The following is an 18,636-nucleotide window of genomic DNA, read 5'->3' as shown; positions in this document are numbered from 1 at the left end:
CGTACTCGGCTCAGTATCATTGTGAAATCATGAAACGAGATTCAGTCTTGGGTAATTTAATAAGCCGCCGAGTAGGAATGGAAGGTTGGGCCTTGATTTGACTCACCAACCTGCAATGTCACATTCGCCGGGGGTCCGGGAAGCCGAGTGAGACGTAGCCGGGAGCCCGCCGGGAAAGTGAAGCTGCCAGGACGGGGGTGAGCTCGTCGTGGTAGTCATGGACTGTGGCACGGTTCTTGCCGGGAAATGGCCGTGTGACGCGCCCCGCGTATTGGACAAGGCGTCCCTTGAAAGAGATCGGTGCAGCAAGAAATAGTGTGTCCAGTTTGGGCGCGTCAAAGCCTTCGCCAATGAACGCTCCCGTTCCCAACACCAGCAGTGGTTTATCCGGATCGGCTGCTTCTATCAGTTCCACAGCCGTGCGCGTCTCGGCCTTCTTCATCCCACCGGAAAGGATCACCGGCGACAAGCCGGCCTCGACAAACTTGACGCGGAATTGTTCCAAATGTGCCTTCCATGTGGTGAGCAGCAAGATACGTGAGTTGGCCGCGTAAGTGGCCATGACGTCGTCGTAAATCTGCTGCAGCCGCTCATCATCGGCCACGAGGTCCCGGTAGATTTTGGCGATGCCGCCGGGCACGCTGGGATCGGCGTCGCCAGCATAGGCGTACTTGGTGCGATGCAGCTCCAGTGCTAAAGCGGGGGAGGGGATCTCGAACTCGTGGCGAGGCAGCTGCTGGTCCGGCGTCGCAGTGATCGTGTGGACCACATCGCCGAGCTGGTGATACATCAACGCATCGAGCTTGTCGCGCCGGTAGGGCGTTGCCGTCAGGCCGAGCCAATGCTTGGCCGGCATCTGATTCATAACATGGCTAAAAGCCGCAGCCGGCACATGATGGCACTCATCAGCGATCACAAAGCCGTAGCCAGCCGTCAACTCGGCCACGTTGTCGCGGCGGGCCAGCGTGGGAAGAAGAGCGACGTCGATCCTTCCGGTGGTCTTAGCCCTACCGCCGCCGATCTGGCCGGGTATTTCTCCCATCAGTTCTTGGACTCGCTTCCGCCACTGGTCTGCCAACGCTTTCCGATCGACCAGGATCAGCGTGGAAACGCCACGGTGGGCTATCGCTGCGCAGGCAATGACCGTTTTGCCGGCGCCTGGTGGAGCGACGAGGATGCCGTGCTCGATGTTTTCGATGGCATGCATCGCCTGTTTCTGTTCGGGACGCAGTTCGCCAAGGAATTCAAGGTCCTCCGGGGTGCCCGCTGCTCGCTGATCGTCGACGCGTAGCGTGCTGCCGGCGGACTTCACCAACCCCTGCAACAAGGACAGCAAGCCTCGCGGAATGATGAGGTCCCCTTCGAGGGTCTCGTCGTAAAAGCGCAGGTAGCGGGGAATGTTCCAGGTGGATCGCCGCTGCCGTTGGCGGTCGTAGAAATCGGGGTTGGCCATGGACGCGGCATGTTTGATGGCGGAGATCATGGCCGGGCCGAGGTCAATGGCTCGGATGGTCAGGCGCGAGTCGAACGTTGCTTGCACGACCATGGCCGGACGGGGAACAATTTTGGACGACGGTGGCAATTCAAGCTGACGCACGTCCTTGCCCAATCGAACTGAGGGCAGGCGTCGGATGTGGCCGTTCATGGCCGACGGCGTGAGCCGGTCCAGGCTGGAGAGGTACGCCCACTGGTCCTCGAAGGGCTCCAACGTGGTGGTGTCCAAAAACAGGGTGGTGCCGTCGTTGTTACGCCGCTTTCCGTTCAGCGGGGCCGCGATCAGGTTCCCCATGCCCTTTCCTGTGTGCGCGTCTTGCGAAGGGAACAGCCTGTCGTAGCTGGACAGGCTCATGCTGCCCCGCAGTCCCATGGCCTCATGGATGAGGCCCGTGCCCAGTTGCCGGGCCGATGCTGCGGGAGCGGCCTCCGTGAAGAAGATCCACACGTGCGCGCCACGGCCCGACTGGGAAATTTCGAGTGCGGCGGGAATGCCTCGGAACCGGGCGGCCTTGACGTAGGCCAATGCGTCCATCATGGCTGCGCTGCCGTCAAAATCCGCTGCGATCCACCAGCAGGTGTCCTTTTCAGTGAGCGGGTATAGGCCGATGTGTTTTGCGCCAGTCAGATGGTCTGCGACGACGGCAGGTGTGAGCTTGAGGAAGGAGGCGCTGTCGCGTGGCTTTCCCTTGTGCCAGCCACCGACGACGGCGGGTACCCAGCCCGATCGCCCGTCCTGGGTGTTTTCCCAACGCGTTGCGTACACGTCGTTGCGGCAGCGAAACAGGCTCTCAAAGAACAGGACCTTGGTTTCCGGCGTGGAGTGCATGGTTACCGGGCCGGACGGCATGGTCGCGGCGAACACCGGCTGGTCGGCATGGGCCGCCGCGGCTTGCTCCTCACTCAGCTCCAGCAGTTTACGAAGCCGGGCGTTGTCCAGCCGCAGCTCTGCCAGCTCACGGGCCAGTGCAGGTTCTCGGCCAGTGTTGAGGCCTGGCAGCGGATCCTGTTCCGGCAACTTAGAAGTGTCGTCACTCACAACACCATTCTGTCGTGACAAAGTGCGAAAACCTGAATCCGATCCCGTCTTGCAGGCATTGCTTCCTCGGCTGGAGCTGCCCGCCACAGGATCGCTGACACCAACGACAGCGACCTTTTACAGTTGAGAACAGTCTTTGGATAGGTGCCGCTTCAAAGGATATTCATCCGAGACTGAGAGATCACCCGGGAACCGCAGGATGAATTAAGAGTAGAATGAGAAGCGCAGCCTTGGCGTCTGATTGACTCTGCTCGACGACGTTCAGCGGCCAGGCCGGGAGTTTCCACCACGTCATACAAAACTCATCCTTATCAGCGCAAAGTGGAGAGTATTTAGTATCACTCGTTGTTGCAATCGGGCCATGCAGGAAAACGCCAAAACACCCTATTGACAGACCCAAATGGCCCTTTGGTAGGACAGCGGGGTTCATAAGTTTTGATAACTGACGATCGTTTTTTAGTGCTCAACATGCTCTGACTTGCGGTTATAGATTTCGTTGGTGTTTGCGCACGGTTGGAATTCCGATCCTCCAACGCCAGCTGTTTCGGTTCGAATGAAGTGCCTGATCGCGGTGACAACGTATTTTGACTGGGTCTGATCGGGTGGATAGCCTGGCCTTGGTGCCACGGGGATGAAAGCTCCGATCTACGTCTCTTGTTCTGAGAGGCGACCACTCTGGGAACGTTTTCTTGATGTGTGGTGGCGTGGAGGAGGCATGCGTTCATACTTCCGTTCTATGGTGCCGCCCATGACTGCGCGACTGCCTCGCTTAGGTATGAGCGTATTGGTAGATCGTTATGCACCAATACATCTATTCATAATGGTTCATGCTGGTATACCATTATGCCTATGGTTCAATCGTGGATGACTACAGAGGAAGCTGCCCAAGAGCTGGTGGCCACACGGGCTATGGTCCATAAGCTCTTGAAGAGTGGAGGTCTGCTTGTCGCTGGCCGGGCTGGACGCTCGATTCTTATCGATAGCGCCTCAGTCCAGCGGTACAAAAACCGGCGCACCCTGAAGGGGCGCAGCTGGAATGCCGCGACGGCTTGGGCCGCGCTCAACATCATCGAAGGCGGAATTCCGCGCTGGATTGACGCGACGGCCCGCTACCGACTCAAGCAACGCCTCAAAATAATGGACACTGACGAACTGGCCGCCGCTGTAGGCACCAAAGACCAGGTGAAGCGCTACCGCATTGCACCTTCTGGCATTTCCCGCGCTGCAGATTACTTCCTGCCTACCGGAACTACTGCCCTGAACGATTCAATGGTTGCGGAACGCTTCGGGCTGGCCGCCGGACGGACTGATGTTCTGGAAGGCTACCTCGACACAATCAGGGCGCCGATGATTGTCAACGGCCTCTCTTTGGTGGAGGACCCTGCCGGGAATATCATCATGCACGTCGTCGATGTTAGGTACGGCTTCGAGGGGTCCGGCACCCCAGATGCCGCCATTGCCGTGGACCTGATGGAATCACTGAACTCCCGGGAGAGGGCTGCCGGCGAGAAAATGCTCAAGGAAATCCTCACACAGTGGAAAGAAGTAAATCGTGGTTGACCGCGAAACCTGGACTGTTGAGACACCGGTCCGAGGGTGGACGTCACCTTGGCCACAATGCATGGAGTTGGCCGCCGCGATCCCCTCAGAACAGTGGACTCTTGTCGGCGGACTCATGGTTCAGCTACACGCAACAGCAGCTGGTCTGCCCGTTAGCCGAGCCACCACGGACGTGGACATGGTGCTGCACATCGAGACAGAGGCGACCACTGCTCCCAAGATGCAACAGGCACTCGGCGCCCTGGGCTACGAGATCGAACACTCCATAGACAAGGGCGCACCAGCCCACCGCTTCCTTCGCGGTAAGCAGCAGGTCGACGTCATGATCGCAGACCACACGGCACCGCGGAACATCACGAAGATGGCCGGCAGGGAGCCGTTCCAGATCGAGGGCGGTACCCAGGCTCTCCAGCGCACGGTAAACGTGATGATCACAGGCGATGACGGTGGCCAGACGCGGCTGAGCATCCCCAACCTGCACGGCGCCCTCGTTCTTAAAGGTGCTGCCTACATGACGGATTCACGGGACCGCGGCCGGCACTTGGACGACGCAGCCGTGCTGTGCGCATGTATCAAAGATCCCTACGCCATCGTCGAGGCGCGTCAGGGCTCTGATAGGCAGAGGTTCAACGCCCTGTTTTCTGCGCTTGAGTCTCCGACGCACCACGGATGGCTGCAGCTCGAAGAGTCAAACCGACAAGCGGCACACGACGTGCTGCGAATCCTGGCAACCGTCGACAAACTGCCTGGGCTGCCTCCGATCGGCCGATTGGGCGGCCCGACCTGAGTCAGGCTACGAAGCCATCTAGTCTTGTCGGCCACCTCGTAAAGCTGGCAGCAAATCGTGAACCGTCCCGCGAATCAAGCCACGTTTTAGTGGCGTCGCCGTCACACCTATCCGACCCGATGCGATCGAGGGCAGAAAGGTGCTCAAGATCAGCGTCAGGTGTGACGGTCAGCAAAATCCCGCGTCGGTGCGCTGACGATCCGTTCCGTGAAATTTGCGGTTTATCCCACAATTCCCGCGGGCCAGGTTTGTATTGACCGCTGATCAGCAAGCCGGGGGCGTCGGTACGAATCTGACAGGAGGCCCTGGAGTTTTAGAAGACCAAAAGTACGGATTTACGGGGCTTTTGGCAGTGACGGGGACGGTTTCAGCCCCGTCTATTCGCGTTCAAATGGCTTTGGTGTTCAAACGCAACGGGCTCGGCCTCAGGCGACTCGTCTGAGGCTAGTCCACGGAATGCGGTTGTGTTGGATGGCTTCGCAGTTCAGCGTCATGCGGAGGTGCCCTGCCAGCCAGCCACCGCGTCATCCTCCAATGCTCGACGTTCCGTGGCCGTTGGGAGAGCGGGGCCAGGTACGCGCAGCTACAGGCCTTAAAATCACGTCCCAAATCTGTCCGGGGCGAAGAGTTTTCCGGGTGTCCTGGACACAGACATCGATGGCATCGGCGGCACATGGAGCTAGCCGCAGGCTCAGCAGGTCGTGGGTTAGGCATATGCTGACAGGTTGACCTCGGTAGCTGAGCTGGAACGAGACCGCAGTCAGTTCGGTGGGAAGGACCGGGTGCAGCCAGAGAGCGTCCTGCCGAGTTTCCACACCGGCATAACAGCGCATCACCATGTCAGCGGTCCCGGCCATGGCCCCGAGGTGGATACCTTCTCGGGTGGCTCCACCCTGAGTGTCTGCCAGGTCCGCTTCCAAGGCCTGTTCAAACAGTGACCAAGACCGGGCACGGTTGGTACGGGCCAACACCCAGCCGTGGGCGAGCCTACTCAGGGTCGAGCCGTGGCTGGTACGGGCCAGATAGTAGCGGACCGTCGCCGGGATGAGATCCGGCGGCAGCGGATATCCCAGGCGGAGAAAAATTTCGCGTAGTTCCTCAGCGGAAAAAAGGTAGAACAGCATCAAGACATCTGCCTGTTTGGAGAGCTTGTACCGGTTAGTGGTGTCACCCTCGGCCTGCAAGATCAAATCCAGCCGGCCGATGTTCGTGTAACGGCTCCGGTAGGTGTCCCAGTCGAATTCCTGCAGATGCTCGTAGCCCTCGAATTGACTGATCACTCCTTCATGAAAGGGGATGCGCAACCGCCGGCTGATCCTTTCCCAGTGCGCAACTTCCTCTGGCTCCACGCCGAGCCGGTGCTGGAAAAGGTCACAATCATGGCCAGCCAGCAGCTGCACCGTCTCGGCGGCACGTGCCAATACCCACGCGGCCAGCACATTGGTGTAGGCGTTGTTGCGCAGTCCCTGTCCTGGGGCATCAGGATAGCCATCATGGTATTCGTCCGGGCCCATCACTGCGCTGATGTCAAAACGGTCATCACCTAGATCATGGACGGCAAGGGAGGCGAACAACCGGGCCACCTCCACGAGAATCTCTGCCCCGTAGTCGGTGAGGAAGCCTAGATCGGCGGTGGCCTGGTAGTACTGCCAGACACTGTAGGCCACCGCCAGGCCGACGTGACGTTGCCGGTGAGAGTTGTCCGGCATCCACGTTCTATTACGGGGGTTGAAGAGTTCTGCCGGTGTTTCCTCGCGGCCGTCGCTGCCGGACTGCCAGGGGAACATCGCTCCGGCAAGGCCTTCGGCACGGGCAGCGTCCCGGGCAGAGTCCAGGCGACGGAACCGGTAAAGCAGCAGTGCTCGGGTCAGCTCCGGCCGCCGGAGAGTCAGCATCGGGTAGACAAATAGCTCGTCCCAAAAAACGTGACCGCGGTAGCCCTCCCCATGCAGGCCCCGGGCAGGAAGACCAGCATCCAAGTCAGGACTGGCGGCAGCGACGGTCTGCAACACGTGAAAAACGTGCAGGTTCAGGGCCAACGACTGCCTGGGTCTGGTCTGCAGCTGGATTCCAAACCGGTTCCACAGCTCCTCCCACTTGCTGGCGTGGGCGACCAGCAGAACCCCAAACCCCGGAGCCCGGTCGATCCTGTGACCGGCGTCGAGCGCAGCAGTGGAGACAGCCCGGTCTCTAGAGGTCGCTACCGCGGCAATCTTCTCAATTGTTACTGGTATTCCACGTGCTAGGCGCAGCGTGATCTGGTGCCCGGCGCGCGCTGACTCTTGGATCAACCGGCGGTGGGTGGCGCCGCCGTCGGCTCCGATTCGCGTGCGCGTAGCAGTGGCGATCTTGATACCGGACTGGCTGGTTGCAGCCTCGTAGATCACCGTTTCAGCGTCCGGTACCACAGACCCGGACGGGACCAGATGCTCATGGGCAAGAACAAAGTCGGCCCTCACGTTGCGGTTGGCCACGGCGCCATTAACTACCGATTCAACGACCACTTCGCCTGACCAGTTCTCGGCCTCGAGGGTAACTTCCAAGGCCGCCAAGTGTGGGTCATCCAAAGAATGAAACTGCCGGGAGGTGATCCGGGTTTTCCGTCCAGCTGCATCACGGTAGCAGTTGATACGGGTCAGCACCCCACTGCGCAGATCCAGGTCTTGGTGGTGGCTGAGCATCTCCGCAATGCCTGGACGGAGGACGGGCCCGTCCTGCGGCCGGGCGGTCAGGAAGGACCAGTCAGGGGCGTTGACCAGGTGCTCGGTTTCGACCTTCCGACCGGCCACGTCACTGATGAGCCGGTTGTAGATACCGGCCAAGTAAGTCCCCGGGTAGTGCACGCCATCCGCCGTGCTACCCGGCACTGAACCGCGGGTGGCCCAATACCCGTTACCCAGGGTGCACAGCGCCTCCCGTGTGCTTTCTTGCTCTGGATCAAACTTGTCATAAACGAGGTTCCACACCCCTGGAGTGCCTGTCTTGGCGCCCCCGCTCCAGGAAGCATCCGGGTCCGCTGCAGCACCGGCAAGTCCAGACTGTAGGCCGGTTAGGTCCCGGACCACCACGTCCGCACCAGCGGCGGCCAGCTGCTCACCGGTGCCGGTGCGGTCCACTCCCACTACCAGGGCGAAGCCGCCGACGACGGCTGCCTTGACCCCGGCCGCGGCGTCCTCGATCACCGCGGCATCGGCCGGTGCCACCTGGAGGCGGCGGGCGGCCTCCAAGAACATGGCAGGATCTGGTTTACCTGGCAGGGAAAGCACCAATGCATCCGTGCCGTCGACCCGGACAGGGAATAGGTCTGTAATCCCGGCGGCATCAAGGACCCCTGCGCTGTTGCGACTTGAGGTCACCAGCGCAACGGGCACCTGCCCCGCGGCCAGGTCCTGCAGCAGCTTCATCGCATCAGGAAAGACCGTCACCCCACCCTCGCTCAGCTCGGCGGCGAAGAAATCCTGCTTGCGGGTAGCCAATCCGTTGACAGTGAGATGCTCGGGCGTATCCTCAGCACTGCCCTCAGGCAGGCTAATCCCCCGGGAGGCCAGGAACGTTCTCACCCCGTCCTCCCGGGACCGCCCATCAACGAAGGCACGGTAGTCCTGCTCCGCGTCAAAGGGTACTTGCGTGTCATCGATCCGAGGAAGGACCTGATCGAAGAGCGCCTTCCACGCCGCCGCATGGACCCCGGCGGTGTCAGTGACCACACCGTCCATGTCGAAAATGACCGCTGCATAGCCGCAGACACTACCGGCGCTCCCATGCCCATGCTCAGGCTCTGGTGCCGGCGGCAGGCGGTGCAAGTTCCCTCGGTGCATTAGGAGCCATCCACCGCCGGCGCAGCAGTCTGGGCATGGGGCCAACTCCAGCCGCTGATGGCCGGATCGTCCTCTCCGTAGGCCCGGGTCCAAGCGCGGGCGCGGACACGTTCATCAACCATCCGCTGACGCAGCCCGGCCGCCCGTTCGGCCAAGCCCGGGACTCTGTCGATGGCGTCCATCACCAGGTGGAATCGATCCAGACTGTTGAGCATGACAATATCGAACGGAGTGGTAGTGGTGCCCTCCTCACGGAAACCGCGTACATGGAAATTTTGGTGGTTATTCCTGCTGTAGGTCAGACGGTGGATCAGTGCAGGATAGCCGTGGTAAGCAAAGATCACTGGCGCAGTGACAGTAAAGACAGCGTCAAACTCTGCCTCCGGGAGCCCGTGCGGGTGCTCAGTCTCCGGCTGTAAACGCATCAGGTCCACCACGTTGACCACCCGGACAGTCAACTCCGGCAAGTGTTGGCGCAGCAGGTCTACGGCGGCAAGCGTTTCCAGGGTTGGAACATCCCCGGCACACGCCATGACCACATCGGGTATCACCCCGGCAGGGCCCGTTCCTGGACCAGTGGCAAGGGTTTCGTTGCCTGCCCAATCCCAGATGCCCAGCCCGCGCTGACAGTGCAGTTCCGCTTCGTCCATCGTGAGGTAGGACAGTGCCGGCTGCTTGCCGGCAACGATGAGGTTGATGTAGTTGCGGCTGCGCAGGCAATGATCTGCCACCGAGAGCAGCGTGTTGGCGTCCGGGGGCAGGTAGACGCGGACAATTTCGGATTTCTTGTTGATCAGGTGGTCTATGAAGCCTGGGTCTTGGTGGGAGAACCCGTTGTGGTCTTGGCGCCAAACGTGGGAAGTCAGTAAGTAGTTCAATGAGGCAATCGGCATTCGCCACGGGATTTCGTTGGCGACTTTGAGCCACTTGGCGTGTTGATTCACCATTGAGTCCACAATATGGATGAACGCCTCGTAGCAGGAGAACATGCCGTGCCGTCCAGTGAGTAGATAGCCTTCTAGCCAGCCCTGGCACAGGTGCTCAGAAAGGACTTCCATCACCCGCCCTGACCGGGCTAGGCCCTCGTCTGTGGGTAACGTTTCTCCTTGCCAGACGCGGTTGGTGGCCTCGAAGACGGCGCCGAGCCGGTTGCTGGCTGTTTCATCGGGTCCCATCAGGCGGAACGTGGAGGGGTTGTTGGCGATGACTTCACGCAGGTAGGTGCCCAAGACCCGGGTTGCCTCTGCGACGGTTGTCCCCGGCGATTCAAGCGCGACGGCGTAGTCGCGGTAGTCCGGTAGGTGGAGTGGTTCCAGGACCAGACCACCATTTGTTACCGGGTTTGCACTCATCCTGCGGACACCTTTAGGGGCAAGATCGGCCAGCTCGGGCCGCAACGCACCCTCGGCGTCGAAGAGTTCCTCCGGATGGTAGGAGGCCAGCCAGTCTTGGAGCTGACGCAGGTGTTCCGGGTTGTCCTGGAGGCCGGACAGTGGCACCTGGTGGGAGCGCCATGTGCCTTCGGTAGGCAGCCCGTCCACTACCTTAGGTCCGGTCCATCCCTTGGGGGTGCGTAACACAATCATCGGCCAGCGAGGCCGTTGCGTCACGGCACCGTGCCGGGCATCGTGCTGGATGCGATCGATCTCGGCTACAACGTGATCCAGAACCGCGGCGAACTGCTGATGCACCTGCTCAGGATCGTCACCGCTGACTAGATACGGCTGGTGCCCATACCCCTTCATCAGGGCCATCAGTTCCTCATCGGGGATGCGCGCCAAAACGGTGGGGTTGGCGATTTTGTAACCATTAAGGTGCAGGATCGGCAGCACCGCACCGTCATGGACCGGATCTAAGAACTTGTTGGAGTGCCAGCTGGCAGCCAGCGGTCCGGTCTCCGCTTCCCCATCCCCAATAACGCAGGCCACCAAGAGATCTGGATTGTCAAAGGCCGCACCGTAGGCATGCATCAACGAATACCCCAGCTCTCCGCCTTCATGGATGGACCCTGGGGTCTCCGGTGCTACATGACTGGGGATCCCGCCCGGGAAGGAGAACTGGCGAAACAGACGTCGAAGCCCCTCCTCGTTGGTGCTGATGTCTGGATAGACCTCGCTGTAGGTTCCGTCGAGGTAGGCGTTGGCCACCAGCCCTGGACCGCCGTGTCCTGGTCCCGTCACGTAGATGGCGTTCAGGTCCCCGGCCTTGATGACACGGTTCAGGTGCGCGTAGATCAGGTTCAGCCCCGGCGTTGTTCCCCAGTGGCCCAACAAGCGCGGTTTGATGTGCTCCAGTGTCAATGGCTCCCGCAGCAACGGGTTATCCAGCAGATAAATCTGGCCGACAGAGAGGTAGTTCGCCGCTCGCCACCAAGCATCCAGACGCTGCAGCTGCTCAGCGGTGAGCGGGCCCTGTGCTGGAATCGGAAAAGTATCATTTTCTTGGATCTTCATCATTTTCTCCTCTGAAGGACGATGGGAACTCTGGCGGAAGTGATTTCCGGTGAAGGTCATAGCCGATTATCGGTGTGCGATCCAAAGGTGCCTGGACGGGGAATCAGACATTGCCAGGACCGCATGGAGCTCGTCAGTGGTATTTTCCTCCGGAATGCGTTTCGCGGGAGTATGCCTATACCTGACACTAGCCCACGCACCTTGCACGCGAACGCCGCAGACCCTCGAATCTAAAAAGGTGCCCATTTCGATTGATCGTTTGAAAGTGTGGTTTTCTTTCACTACCAAAAGACTGCTTCGAAACGTCTGTGCCAGCGCCTGTGCACTGTGATTGAAGATAGTGAGGCAACTTGCAGATCATGGCGACACGTTTGCTAAAGCAGCATCTGGGCCTCCTTCACCGCCCACGGCCCCGGCGTATTATCCACGGAAGTTGGGTACACCGTGGCGCCGCTTACCCCGAGGACTTTTCCGATGTTGGCCGGCGTAAGCTCTCTGAGCCTTGAGTTCTCGCCCACCTTCAACTTCCGCATGATCGAGGATCACGTCCTGCCGTCCTGCCGTTCGGCGATCCTGCCGTCCGCACCTATTCCGCCACAGCGCAAGCGCTGGCCTAGCTTCACTGGTGCCCACCCGAGGAGGGTCAGTGTCCACCTGCTGAGGGTGTTTAAGGTACGGAATGTTGTGAAAAACCAACCAGATGTGGCCGGAACTTGACCGACCTGTGCGCATCCGGACGGCGCCCATTGGAGGTGGGTAGGCCCGCCGCGCGTCTGCTCGCCAGAAAAAAGCCTATGGCCCTATTTGCTGAGTGGAACGCGCAGTATGCGCCCTGCGCGCAACCGGAATGACATCCGCTGGCATCGAACGGTCTTATGCGTAGAAGATGTTGAATGGAGGGAGTTTGGCAGGGTATGACGCTTTTAGTGGTTGCCTAGTTTTTGGGGCGCCACGCGTCTGCGGGATCCACAGTGCGCGTCTCGGGTCTGGCAGGGCAGCGTCTGGGGCGGGTCTGGGCCAGGTGGCCAGGTTACTTGCAAGGCTCTGGCATCAGAGGTCCCGATTCAAGTCAGCGCGAGCACACTCCGAAAATTTTTCGCACTGCCATACAGGCACCACTTTGTTGCGCTGACGGGTTCCGAAAGAGAACACAACCCTGAAGGTGAGGGAAGAGGATACAGTGGTGCTGCGTGCAGGACATACGCTCGAATTCTAGTTAGCTCGCCAATATGCAAAGACAACGCTTCAGGATGCAAGGGGATGGAATGCCAGACTTCCTCACCGTACCGATGCCACCGGACGATGCGTTCCTTCTCGACGCTGAAGCGGTGGCGGCTGGTGTGGGCGTGGACCCGAGGACAGGACTTTCCGAGGAAGAAGCTGCCCGGAGGCTCCTAGCGGACGGTCCCAACGACTTGCGTGGCAAAGCCCCGGTGCCAGCCTGGCGGAAAGTCATAGCCCAGTTTCAGGATGCGTTGATTTATCTGCTGCTCGCAGCGGTCGCGATCTCGCTGGTCGTCTGGGTCGTGGAAGGTGCCGAGGGTGTGCCCGTCGACGCCGTCGTGATCGCCACGATCATCGTTCTCAACGCCATCCTTGGCTATACACAGCAAGCCAAGGCCGAAGACGCCGTGGCCGCGCTGAGTAGGATGACTGCCGCAACATCAACGGTTTGGAGGGGCGGTGAACTCAGGACCGTTCCGTCCGCAGATCTGGTGCGAGGAGATGTACTTGTCCTGGGCGAAGGAGACGCGGTGGGAGCCGATGCCCGGATACTGACGGCGAGTTCTTTACATATCCAAGAGGCCTCCCTGACGGGAGAAAGTGAAGCGGTATTCAAGGACCCGGCGACCCTGATGGGGCCGGCATCGCTCGGTGATCGGGCGAACATGGTCTACAAAGGCACATCCGTTGCCCAGGGCGTTGGGCGTGCGGCTGTTACGGCGGTTGGGATGTCGACGGAGGTCGGGGCGATCGCCGGAATGGTTGACGCAACCGTTGAAGAACCAACGCCACTGCAAGTTGAGATCAACCGCATCGGCAAGTTGCTCGGCATCATCGTCGTGATAGTCGCTCTCGTGGTCATGCTCACCGTGGTTCTGGTTGAGGGCATCTCGGCTCCGAGCGATCTCGTTGGAGTATTGCTGCTGGGGGTCTCACTCGCGGTGGCTGCAGTGCCAGAGGGGCTCCCTGCGCTGCTTTCGGTGATACTCGCGATTGGCGTTCAGCGCATGGCAAAGCGCAATGCGGTCGTGAAACAGCTCAGCGCAGTTGAGGCGCTCGGCTCGGCGTCGGTGATCTGCACCGATAAGACAGGTACATTGACACGTAATGAGATGACGATCCAACGCGTGGTCACCGCATCGGGACGGGCTAGCCTCACTGGTGCCGGGTACCGCCCCAGAGGTTCGGTACTCAGCCTTGGTGAGGAGCTATCCGGGGACCTCCGCGCTGAGGTGCAGCTGGTGCTCAGCGCAGGATCCCTTGCAAACAATGCCCAGCTCTCTGAAGATAACGGCGAGTGGCACATTCAGGGTGATCCGACCGAGGCTGCGTTCCTTGTGGCGGCTCGCAAGCTTGAGGGCACCATGGAGCGGGTGGTTCACTTCGAACGGCAGGCGGAAATTCCCTTCACCTCGGAGCGGAAGCTGATGTCAACTGTGCATCAGGACCAGGCCGATGGGGCTCTTTTGCTGCTAAGCAAGGGTGCCCCCGATGTGCTGATGGGCCGCTGCACCCGGCTTCAGGTAGGTGAGAGCACAGTCCCCCTGACCGAGACTCTCCGGCAAGAGGCGCTCGATGAGATTGAGGCACTGTCGGCGCAGGCGTTCCGCACCCTTGGTGTGGCCTATCGGGTGCTCGACACCGCAGTCTCAGCAACCGCCGTCGACCCGTCGTTTGAAAAGGACCTCGTCTACGCAGGTTTTGTTGGAATTGTTGATCCGCCCAGACCTGAAGCTGCCAAGGCGATCTCCGAAGCGCACCGCGCGGGTATCCGCGTCATTATGATCACTGGTGACCATCCAACGACTGCGGCAAGGATTGCAGCCGAGCTCGGAATTATCGAACCCTCGGCACGTGCAGTGACCGGAGCTGAAATAGACACTCTCAACGACCGCGACCTACGCAATCTCACACGCGAGATATCCGTGTACGCGCGCGTTTCGCCCCAGCATAAGCTTCGCCTTGTCGACGCCCTGCAGGCCGATCAGCAAATCGTGTCGATGACCGGTGACGGTGTCAACGACGCCCCCGCAATCAAGTCTGCGGACATTGGCGTCGCGATGGGAATCACCGGAACCGAAGTCACCAAGGGTGCCGCGCGCATGATCCTCGCCGACGATAACTTTGCCACCATCGTGGCGGCGGTTCGTCAAGGACGGGTGATCTTCGAAAACATCAAAAAATTCCTCCGTTACCTGCTCTCATCAAATCTCGGCGAGGTGCTCACGGTTTTTCTGGGCGTTATTTTCGCCGGTGTCCTTGGACTCACTGACGCCAGTAGCGATGCGCTGGTCCTGCCGCTGATCGCAACCCAGATCCTGTGGATCAATCTGATCACCGACTCAACTCCCGCCCTTGCGATGGGACTCGACCCTGAGGTTGACGACGTGATGGCGCGGAAGCCGCGCAAACTAACCGACCGGACCATCGACGCGCGTATGTGGGGCGGGATCCTCTCCATTGGGCTGGTGATGGCATTGGCAACGCTGTTTACCATCGATCTTTTCCTGCCAGGAGGTCTCGTCGAGGGTAATGACACGCTCACCGTTGCACGCACGGCCGGTTTTACCACCTTAGTATTCGCCCAACTGTTTAACGCGTTGAACGCCCGTTCGGAGACGACCAGCGCGTTCCGGATGCTGTTCGCGAATAAGTGGCTCTGGGGTGCCATAACACTCAGCGTGGCGCTTCAGATCCTTGTTGTCCAAGTCCCGATCCTTCAATTGGCTTTCGGAACTGCGTCCATGGATCTCACTCACTGGGCCGCATGCGTGGCACTCGGATCGGCTGTGCTCTGGTTCGACGAGATCCGCAAAATTCTTATGCGTGCAATATCAAAACGGACTCTACGCCAGCCACAGTAGCGCTGAACGGACCCCCCGCCGGATGATCGCTGGAGCTCACGTACGTAAGTGGTCTGACCTGCGCTTTAGTCCTGGGGGAGATGCTTTCAGTGGTTCATTTTCGCCCGCACACAATAGACGCTCATTGCCTTGACCGCGCAGGCTTTGATTCCATCGTGCCCTTCTCTGCTCTCAGTAGTGCGGCGAACCTGCTAAAGTCCGCTCTCGGCGCCAACAGCGGATGTCATCCTTTTTTAAACGCAACGCTCCCGCACAGCCGGTTTTCCAGTACAGCACCTACCTTCCGCGTAAGATCAGAGCATGAACGGACCCGCAGACGCTTTTGGCCCGATGCTGGAAGTGATGTCGTGGGTGGGTTTTGTACTCGGCATTCCACTAGTTATTGTGGGCTGGATTGTGGCCAACCGCCGTTGCCAATGGATCAACACCACTGCCGAGGTGTTCGAGGCCGGCGGATATAAAGGCTTCCGCTGGATTGACAGTGAAGACATGCCGCACGTCTCCTTGCACGATCACGGCGAGACCCAAGGAGTGGATGTTGGCACCCGAATCGAGATCCATTACGATCATTGCCACCCTGTCCGGTGGGGGCTGGAGCCGCCCCGAAACGATAACCCTTTTTTGATCATCGGCTGGATACTCGTGTCTGTGGCAATCCTGTGTACTGTGGCTGGATTCATTCCAATAATGTTCTGAGCCGGATTTCATACAGCAGCTAAGCAGCTAGTGCGCCGGGCCGGTGCCCCGCTGGGCTGGCGTTCTTGTGATCGAATCGTTACCGTAAGAACTACACCGGCCGTTTGAGAGCGGCCGCTTTGAGAGGAGTTTCCATGGTTTCCAAGACAACTTCCACAGCGAAATTTACGGTCCCTGGCCTATCCCTTGCGGACGGTCACCAAGTGGCAGCCACCCTGCAAGGACGGCTCCACGCCTTGAATAATCTCCAACTGACATTGAAGCATGCGCACTGGAATGTGGTGGGTAGGGATTTCATTGGTGTTCACACCATGCTTGACCCTCAGATTGAACTGGTCCGGGCGATGATTGACGAGACAGCGGAACGTATTGCCACTCTGGGCGATTCGCCTAACGGTTTACCCGGAGCGTTGGTGAGAGATCGGGACTGGAACGATTACGCGCTTGGACGAGCCTCCACTATGGAGCATTTGGCCGCTCTGGACGTTGTCTATGAAGGTGTGGTCTCCAGCCACCGCGACGCCATCTCTGTTATTGGAAAACTTGATCCCATCACTGAGGACATGCTGATTGGGCAGACCGCGAAGCTGGAGTTGTTCCAGTGGTTCATGCGCGCGCACCTGGAAAATTCCGGTGGGACACTCCTCAACGCTGAGACGCACACGGAGAAGTCCGCCGCGGCGAAGACGAAGAAAAAGTAGAACTCAGCGGAACAACAGCCTACACATCGAAAATAGGAGCAACACCATGTCAAACACAGAGAACTTTGACCCCACCCAGAGCCCCCGCGTTGACAAAAAGCTGATGGAGGATAGCGCTGGTGAACCTGAAGTAGGAAAAGAAGCGTCTGAAGTGGCGCAGACCCCCGAGCCAAAAGACGTCGAATCGGATCCCGCGCTCAATGACGGACTAGGTCAGGACTGGACCGACGAAGGTGGCGCCACAGCCGAAGGTTCGGCCACATCGTCGGAGTAGAGCATCTGAGCTGAGCTCTGAGCAACTAGTCACTGTCTCTTGGCACTCTGCCGCCTGACACTCTGCCTCTTGACACTGGGCTCTGGAAGCTGCCGGTGCAAAGAACTTATTGTGCCCCGCACTGCTTGCAGTGCGGGGCACAATTGCGTCAACGCCAATGTCAACGCCAATGTCAACGTCAACGCCGGGTCACCGGGGCAAGAGACGCCCTGGACAAGCTGCTCGCAGAGCACAGGCTCTAGGCAATGAACAGTTCACAATAATAGGGTTATCAAAAGTCCTAGAAGGTCCGCAAAGGGGGAGAAAATAATGACTGCACAATTGCTCCGAGTAGAACCTGGATCTGGAGGGATATCTCGCAAGATCGCAGGCCGTGGATTTAGCTATGTTTCGGCAAATGGACGAAGAATCCGCTCTGAAAAGTTAATCAACCGTATTGATGCGCTAGCTGTCCCGCCCGCGTGGCAGCAGGTTTGGATCGCGTCAGATTCACGGGCGCATATTCAAGCTACCGGGGTGGACGCCGCAGGCCGCACCCAGTACATTTATCATCCCCGCTGGCGAGAACTCCGTGATGATGAGAAGTTCATCCGTTCGCTAGCCTTCGCCCAGCGTCTGCCCAGCATGCGCCGGACGGTGACACGGGACCTCCAACAACAAGACGACGCCAAGCGGCGGACGCTCGCAGCAGCGGTGCGTCTCATTGACAGTGCCGGGTTGCGGATAGGCGGGGCCGCCTATGCCGATGAAAACGGTTCCTTTGGCGCCACAACATTGCAGCGGCGGCACGTTAGCGTCCAAGGCTCCGAGATCCGGCTGGTGTTCCGGGGTAAGTCAGCCGGTGCATGGGACGTGCAACTATCGGACTCGTTGCTGGGGGAGTACTTCACCACCATGCCAGCCAACCCGCGCCAAGGTCCCGCGTTGTGTTTTCCGGTCAAGAATGGGCGCCGCAAACAGTGGCACTCCGTCTCCGATTCAGATGTTAACGCGTATCTGGGCAGAATAGTGGGTAGCGGCTTCACCGCCAAGGATTTCCGAACTTGGCAAGGTACGGCGGTTGCTGCAGTTTCGCTGGCTCGCTCCCATCGTTTGGGCGCCTCATCCCCTGACGCTGTCACAGCAGCTATTCGGGACGCGTCCGTATGGCTGCACAACACCCCCACCATAGCCAAAGAATCCTACGTCAATCCTCGTGTTATTGCGCTGTTTGAACAGGGCAAAGTTGCTGCGCCGAAGCGCCAACGAGACAGCGCTGTTCTTGAGCTACTGACAACCGGGAGCGCCCAATAAATCGCGGTCAACACCGGCCACCGGGCCAATATTCGCTGACTCACATCCGTCCGCTACCCACGCTGGCTGGCAACCCGCGCTAGAATGCAAATTGGCCAGTGCTTTCCAGTGTTACTCTTCGCCGCCGGTGGCGTCTTGGTCGGGTTCAGAAGAAAATGACTCGCGATCAACACGAGTTGGACCGGAATTTTCGTCAGTGATGGGAGCTTCCGCAGAAGGCAAATCTACTGGCGCATCAGCCGGGTCTTCACGATCCGCAGCCCCAGACTGTTCAGGAGCCTGATGCGAGGTTTGGATTTCTTCGGGATTTTCATTGTTCTCGGTGGTCATAATTTTCTCCGTGGTTGAGGGGAGTGGTTCCCTTTATTTCAGCTATGGATTGCACGGTCACCGTTCAAGATAATGGGTGGATGGCCTCTTGACAAGCCTTCGG

11 protein-coding genes are annotated in these 18,636 nt (G+C 59.5%); 7 read left to right on the top strand and 4 right to left on the bottom strand.

Features of this window, described 5'->3' with window-relative positions:
* Nucleotides 1–118 precede the first annotated feature (118 nt).
* Nucleotides 119–2,533: a TOTE conflict system archaeo-eukaryotic primase domain-containing protein gene (locus tag RY113_RS13115; protein WP_315914912.1), complete on the bottom strand. Its 2,415-nt coding sequence runs from the start codon at nucleotides 2,531–2,533 to the stop codon at nucleotides 119–121.
* A gap of 864 nt (nucleotides 2,534–3,397) precedes the next feature.
* On the opposite strand from RY113_RS13115, the gene RY113_RS13110 reads away from it, so the two are divergent.
* Both RY113_RS13110 and RY113_RS13105 read left to right on the top strand, forming a co-directional pair.
* A complete protein-coding gene (locus tag RY113_RS13110; protein WP_315914911.1) occupies nucleotides 3,398–4,093 on the top strand; it encodes a helix-turn-helix domain-containing protein in 696 nt (231 codons plus the stop codon).
* Entirely contained in the window at nucleotides 4,086–4,880 is a 795-nt protein-coding gene (locus RY113_RS13105; RefSeq protein ID WP_315914910.1) for a hypothetical protein, read from the top strand. Before RY113_RS13110 ends, RY113_RS13105 begins: the two co-directional genes overlap by 8 nt.
* Nucleotides 4,881–5,404: 524 nt before the next feature.
* On the opposite strand, the gene RY113_RS13100 is transcribed toward RY113_RS13105, so the two are convergent.
* Both RY113_RS13100 and RY113_RS13095 read right to left on the bottom strand, forming a co-directional pair.
* Nucleotides 5,405–8,698 carry a beta-phosphoglucomutase family hydrolase gene (locus RY113_RS13100; RefSeq protein ID WP_315914909.1) on the bottom strand — a complete coding sequence of 1,098 codons (3,294 nt, stop codon included), beginning with the start codon at nucleotides 8,696–8,698 and terminating at the stop codon, nucleotides 5,405–5,407.
* Nucleotides 8,698–11,154 (bottom strand): phosphoketolase family protein, encoded by a 2,457-nt coding sequence (locus RY113_RS13095; RefSeq protein WP_315914908.1) that lies wholly within the window; start codon nucleotides 11,152–11,154, stop codon nucleotides 8,698–8,700. Before RY113_RS13095 ends, RY113_RS13100 begins: the two co-directional genes overlap by 1 nt.
* Nucleotides 11,155–12,416: 1,262 nt before the next feature.
* On the opposite strand from RY113_RS13095, the gene RY113_RS13090 reads away from it, so the two are divergent.
* The 5 genes from RY113_RS13090 to RY113_RS13070 all read left to right on the top strand — a co-directional run bounded on the left by RY113_RS13090 (nucleotide 12,417) and on the right by RY113_RS13070 (nucleotide 18,203).
* Nucleotides 12,417–15,239: a cation-translocating P-type ATPase gene (locus RY113_RS13090; protein ID WP_315914907.1), complete on the top strand. Its 2,823-nt coding sequence runs from the start codon at nucleotides 12,417–12,419 to the stop codon at nucleotides 15,237–15,239.
* A gap of 300 nt (nucleotides 15,240–15,539) precedes the next feature.
* A complete protein-coding gene (locus tag RY113_RS13085) occupies nucleotides 15,540–15,935 on the top strand; it encodes a hypothetical protein (protein WP_110107177.1) in 396 nt (131 codons plus the stop codon).
* A 134-nt stretch (nucleotides 15,936–16,069) separates the two neighbouring features.
* Nucleotides 16,070–16,636: a DNA starvation/stationary phase protection protein gene (locus tag RY113_RS13080; protein WP_315914906.1), complete on the top strand. Its 567-nt coding sequence runs from the start codon at nucleotides 16,070–16,072 to the stop codon at nucleotides 16,634–16,636.
* A gap of 46 nt (nucleotides 16,637–16,682) precedes the next feature.
* Nucleotides 16,683–16,910: a hypothetical protein gene (locus tag RY113_RS13075; protein ID WP_315914905.1), complete on the top strand. Its 228-nt coding sequence runs from the start codon at nucleotides 16,683–16,685 to the stop codon at nucleotides 16,908–16,910.
* Nucleotides 16,911–17,219: 309 nt separating this feature from the next.
* Nucleotides 17,220–18,203 (top strand): DNA topoisomerase IB, encoded by a 984-nt coding sequence (locus RY113_RS13070; RefSeq protein WP_315914904.1) that lies wholly within the window; start codon nucleotides 17,220–17,222, stop codon nucleotides 18,201–18,203.
* A gap of 111 nt (nucleotides 18,204–18,314) precedes the next feature.
* Here RY113_RS13070 and RY113_RS13065 read toward each other — a convergent pair whose 3' ends face one another.
* Complete coding sequence (locus RY113_RS13065; protein WP_315914903.1) at nucleotides 18,315–18,533, bottom strand: hypothetical protein; 219 nt, start codon at nucleotides 18,531–18,533, stop codon at nucleotides 18,315–18,317.
* Nucleotides 18,534–18,636: the final 103 nt, after the last annotated feature.

This window comes from Arthrobacter sp. lap29 (assembly GCF_032458965.1).
Classification (GTDB): domain Bacteria; phylum Actinomycetota; class Actinomycetes; order Actinomycetales; family Micrococcaceae; genus Specibacter; species Specibacter psychrochitiniphilus.
Note: the sequence above shows the minus strand (reverse complement) of the source record. Positions and strands in the feature narration are given on the sequence as shown.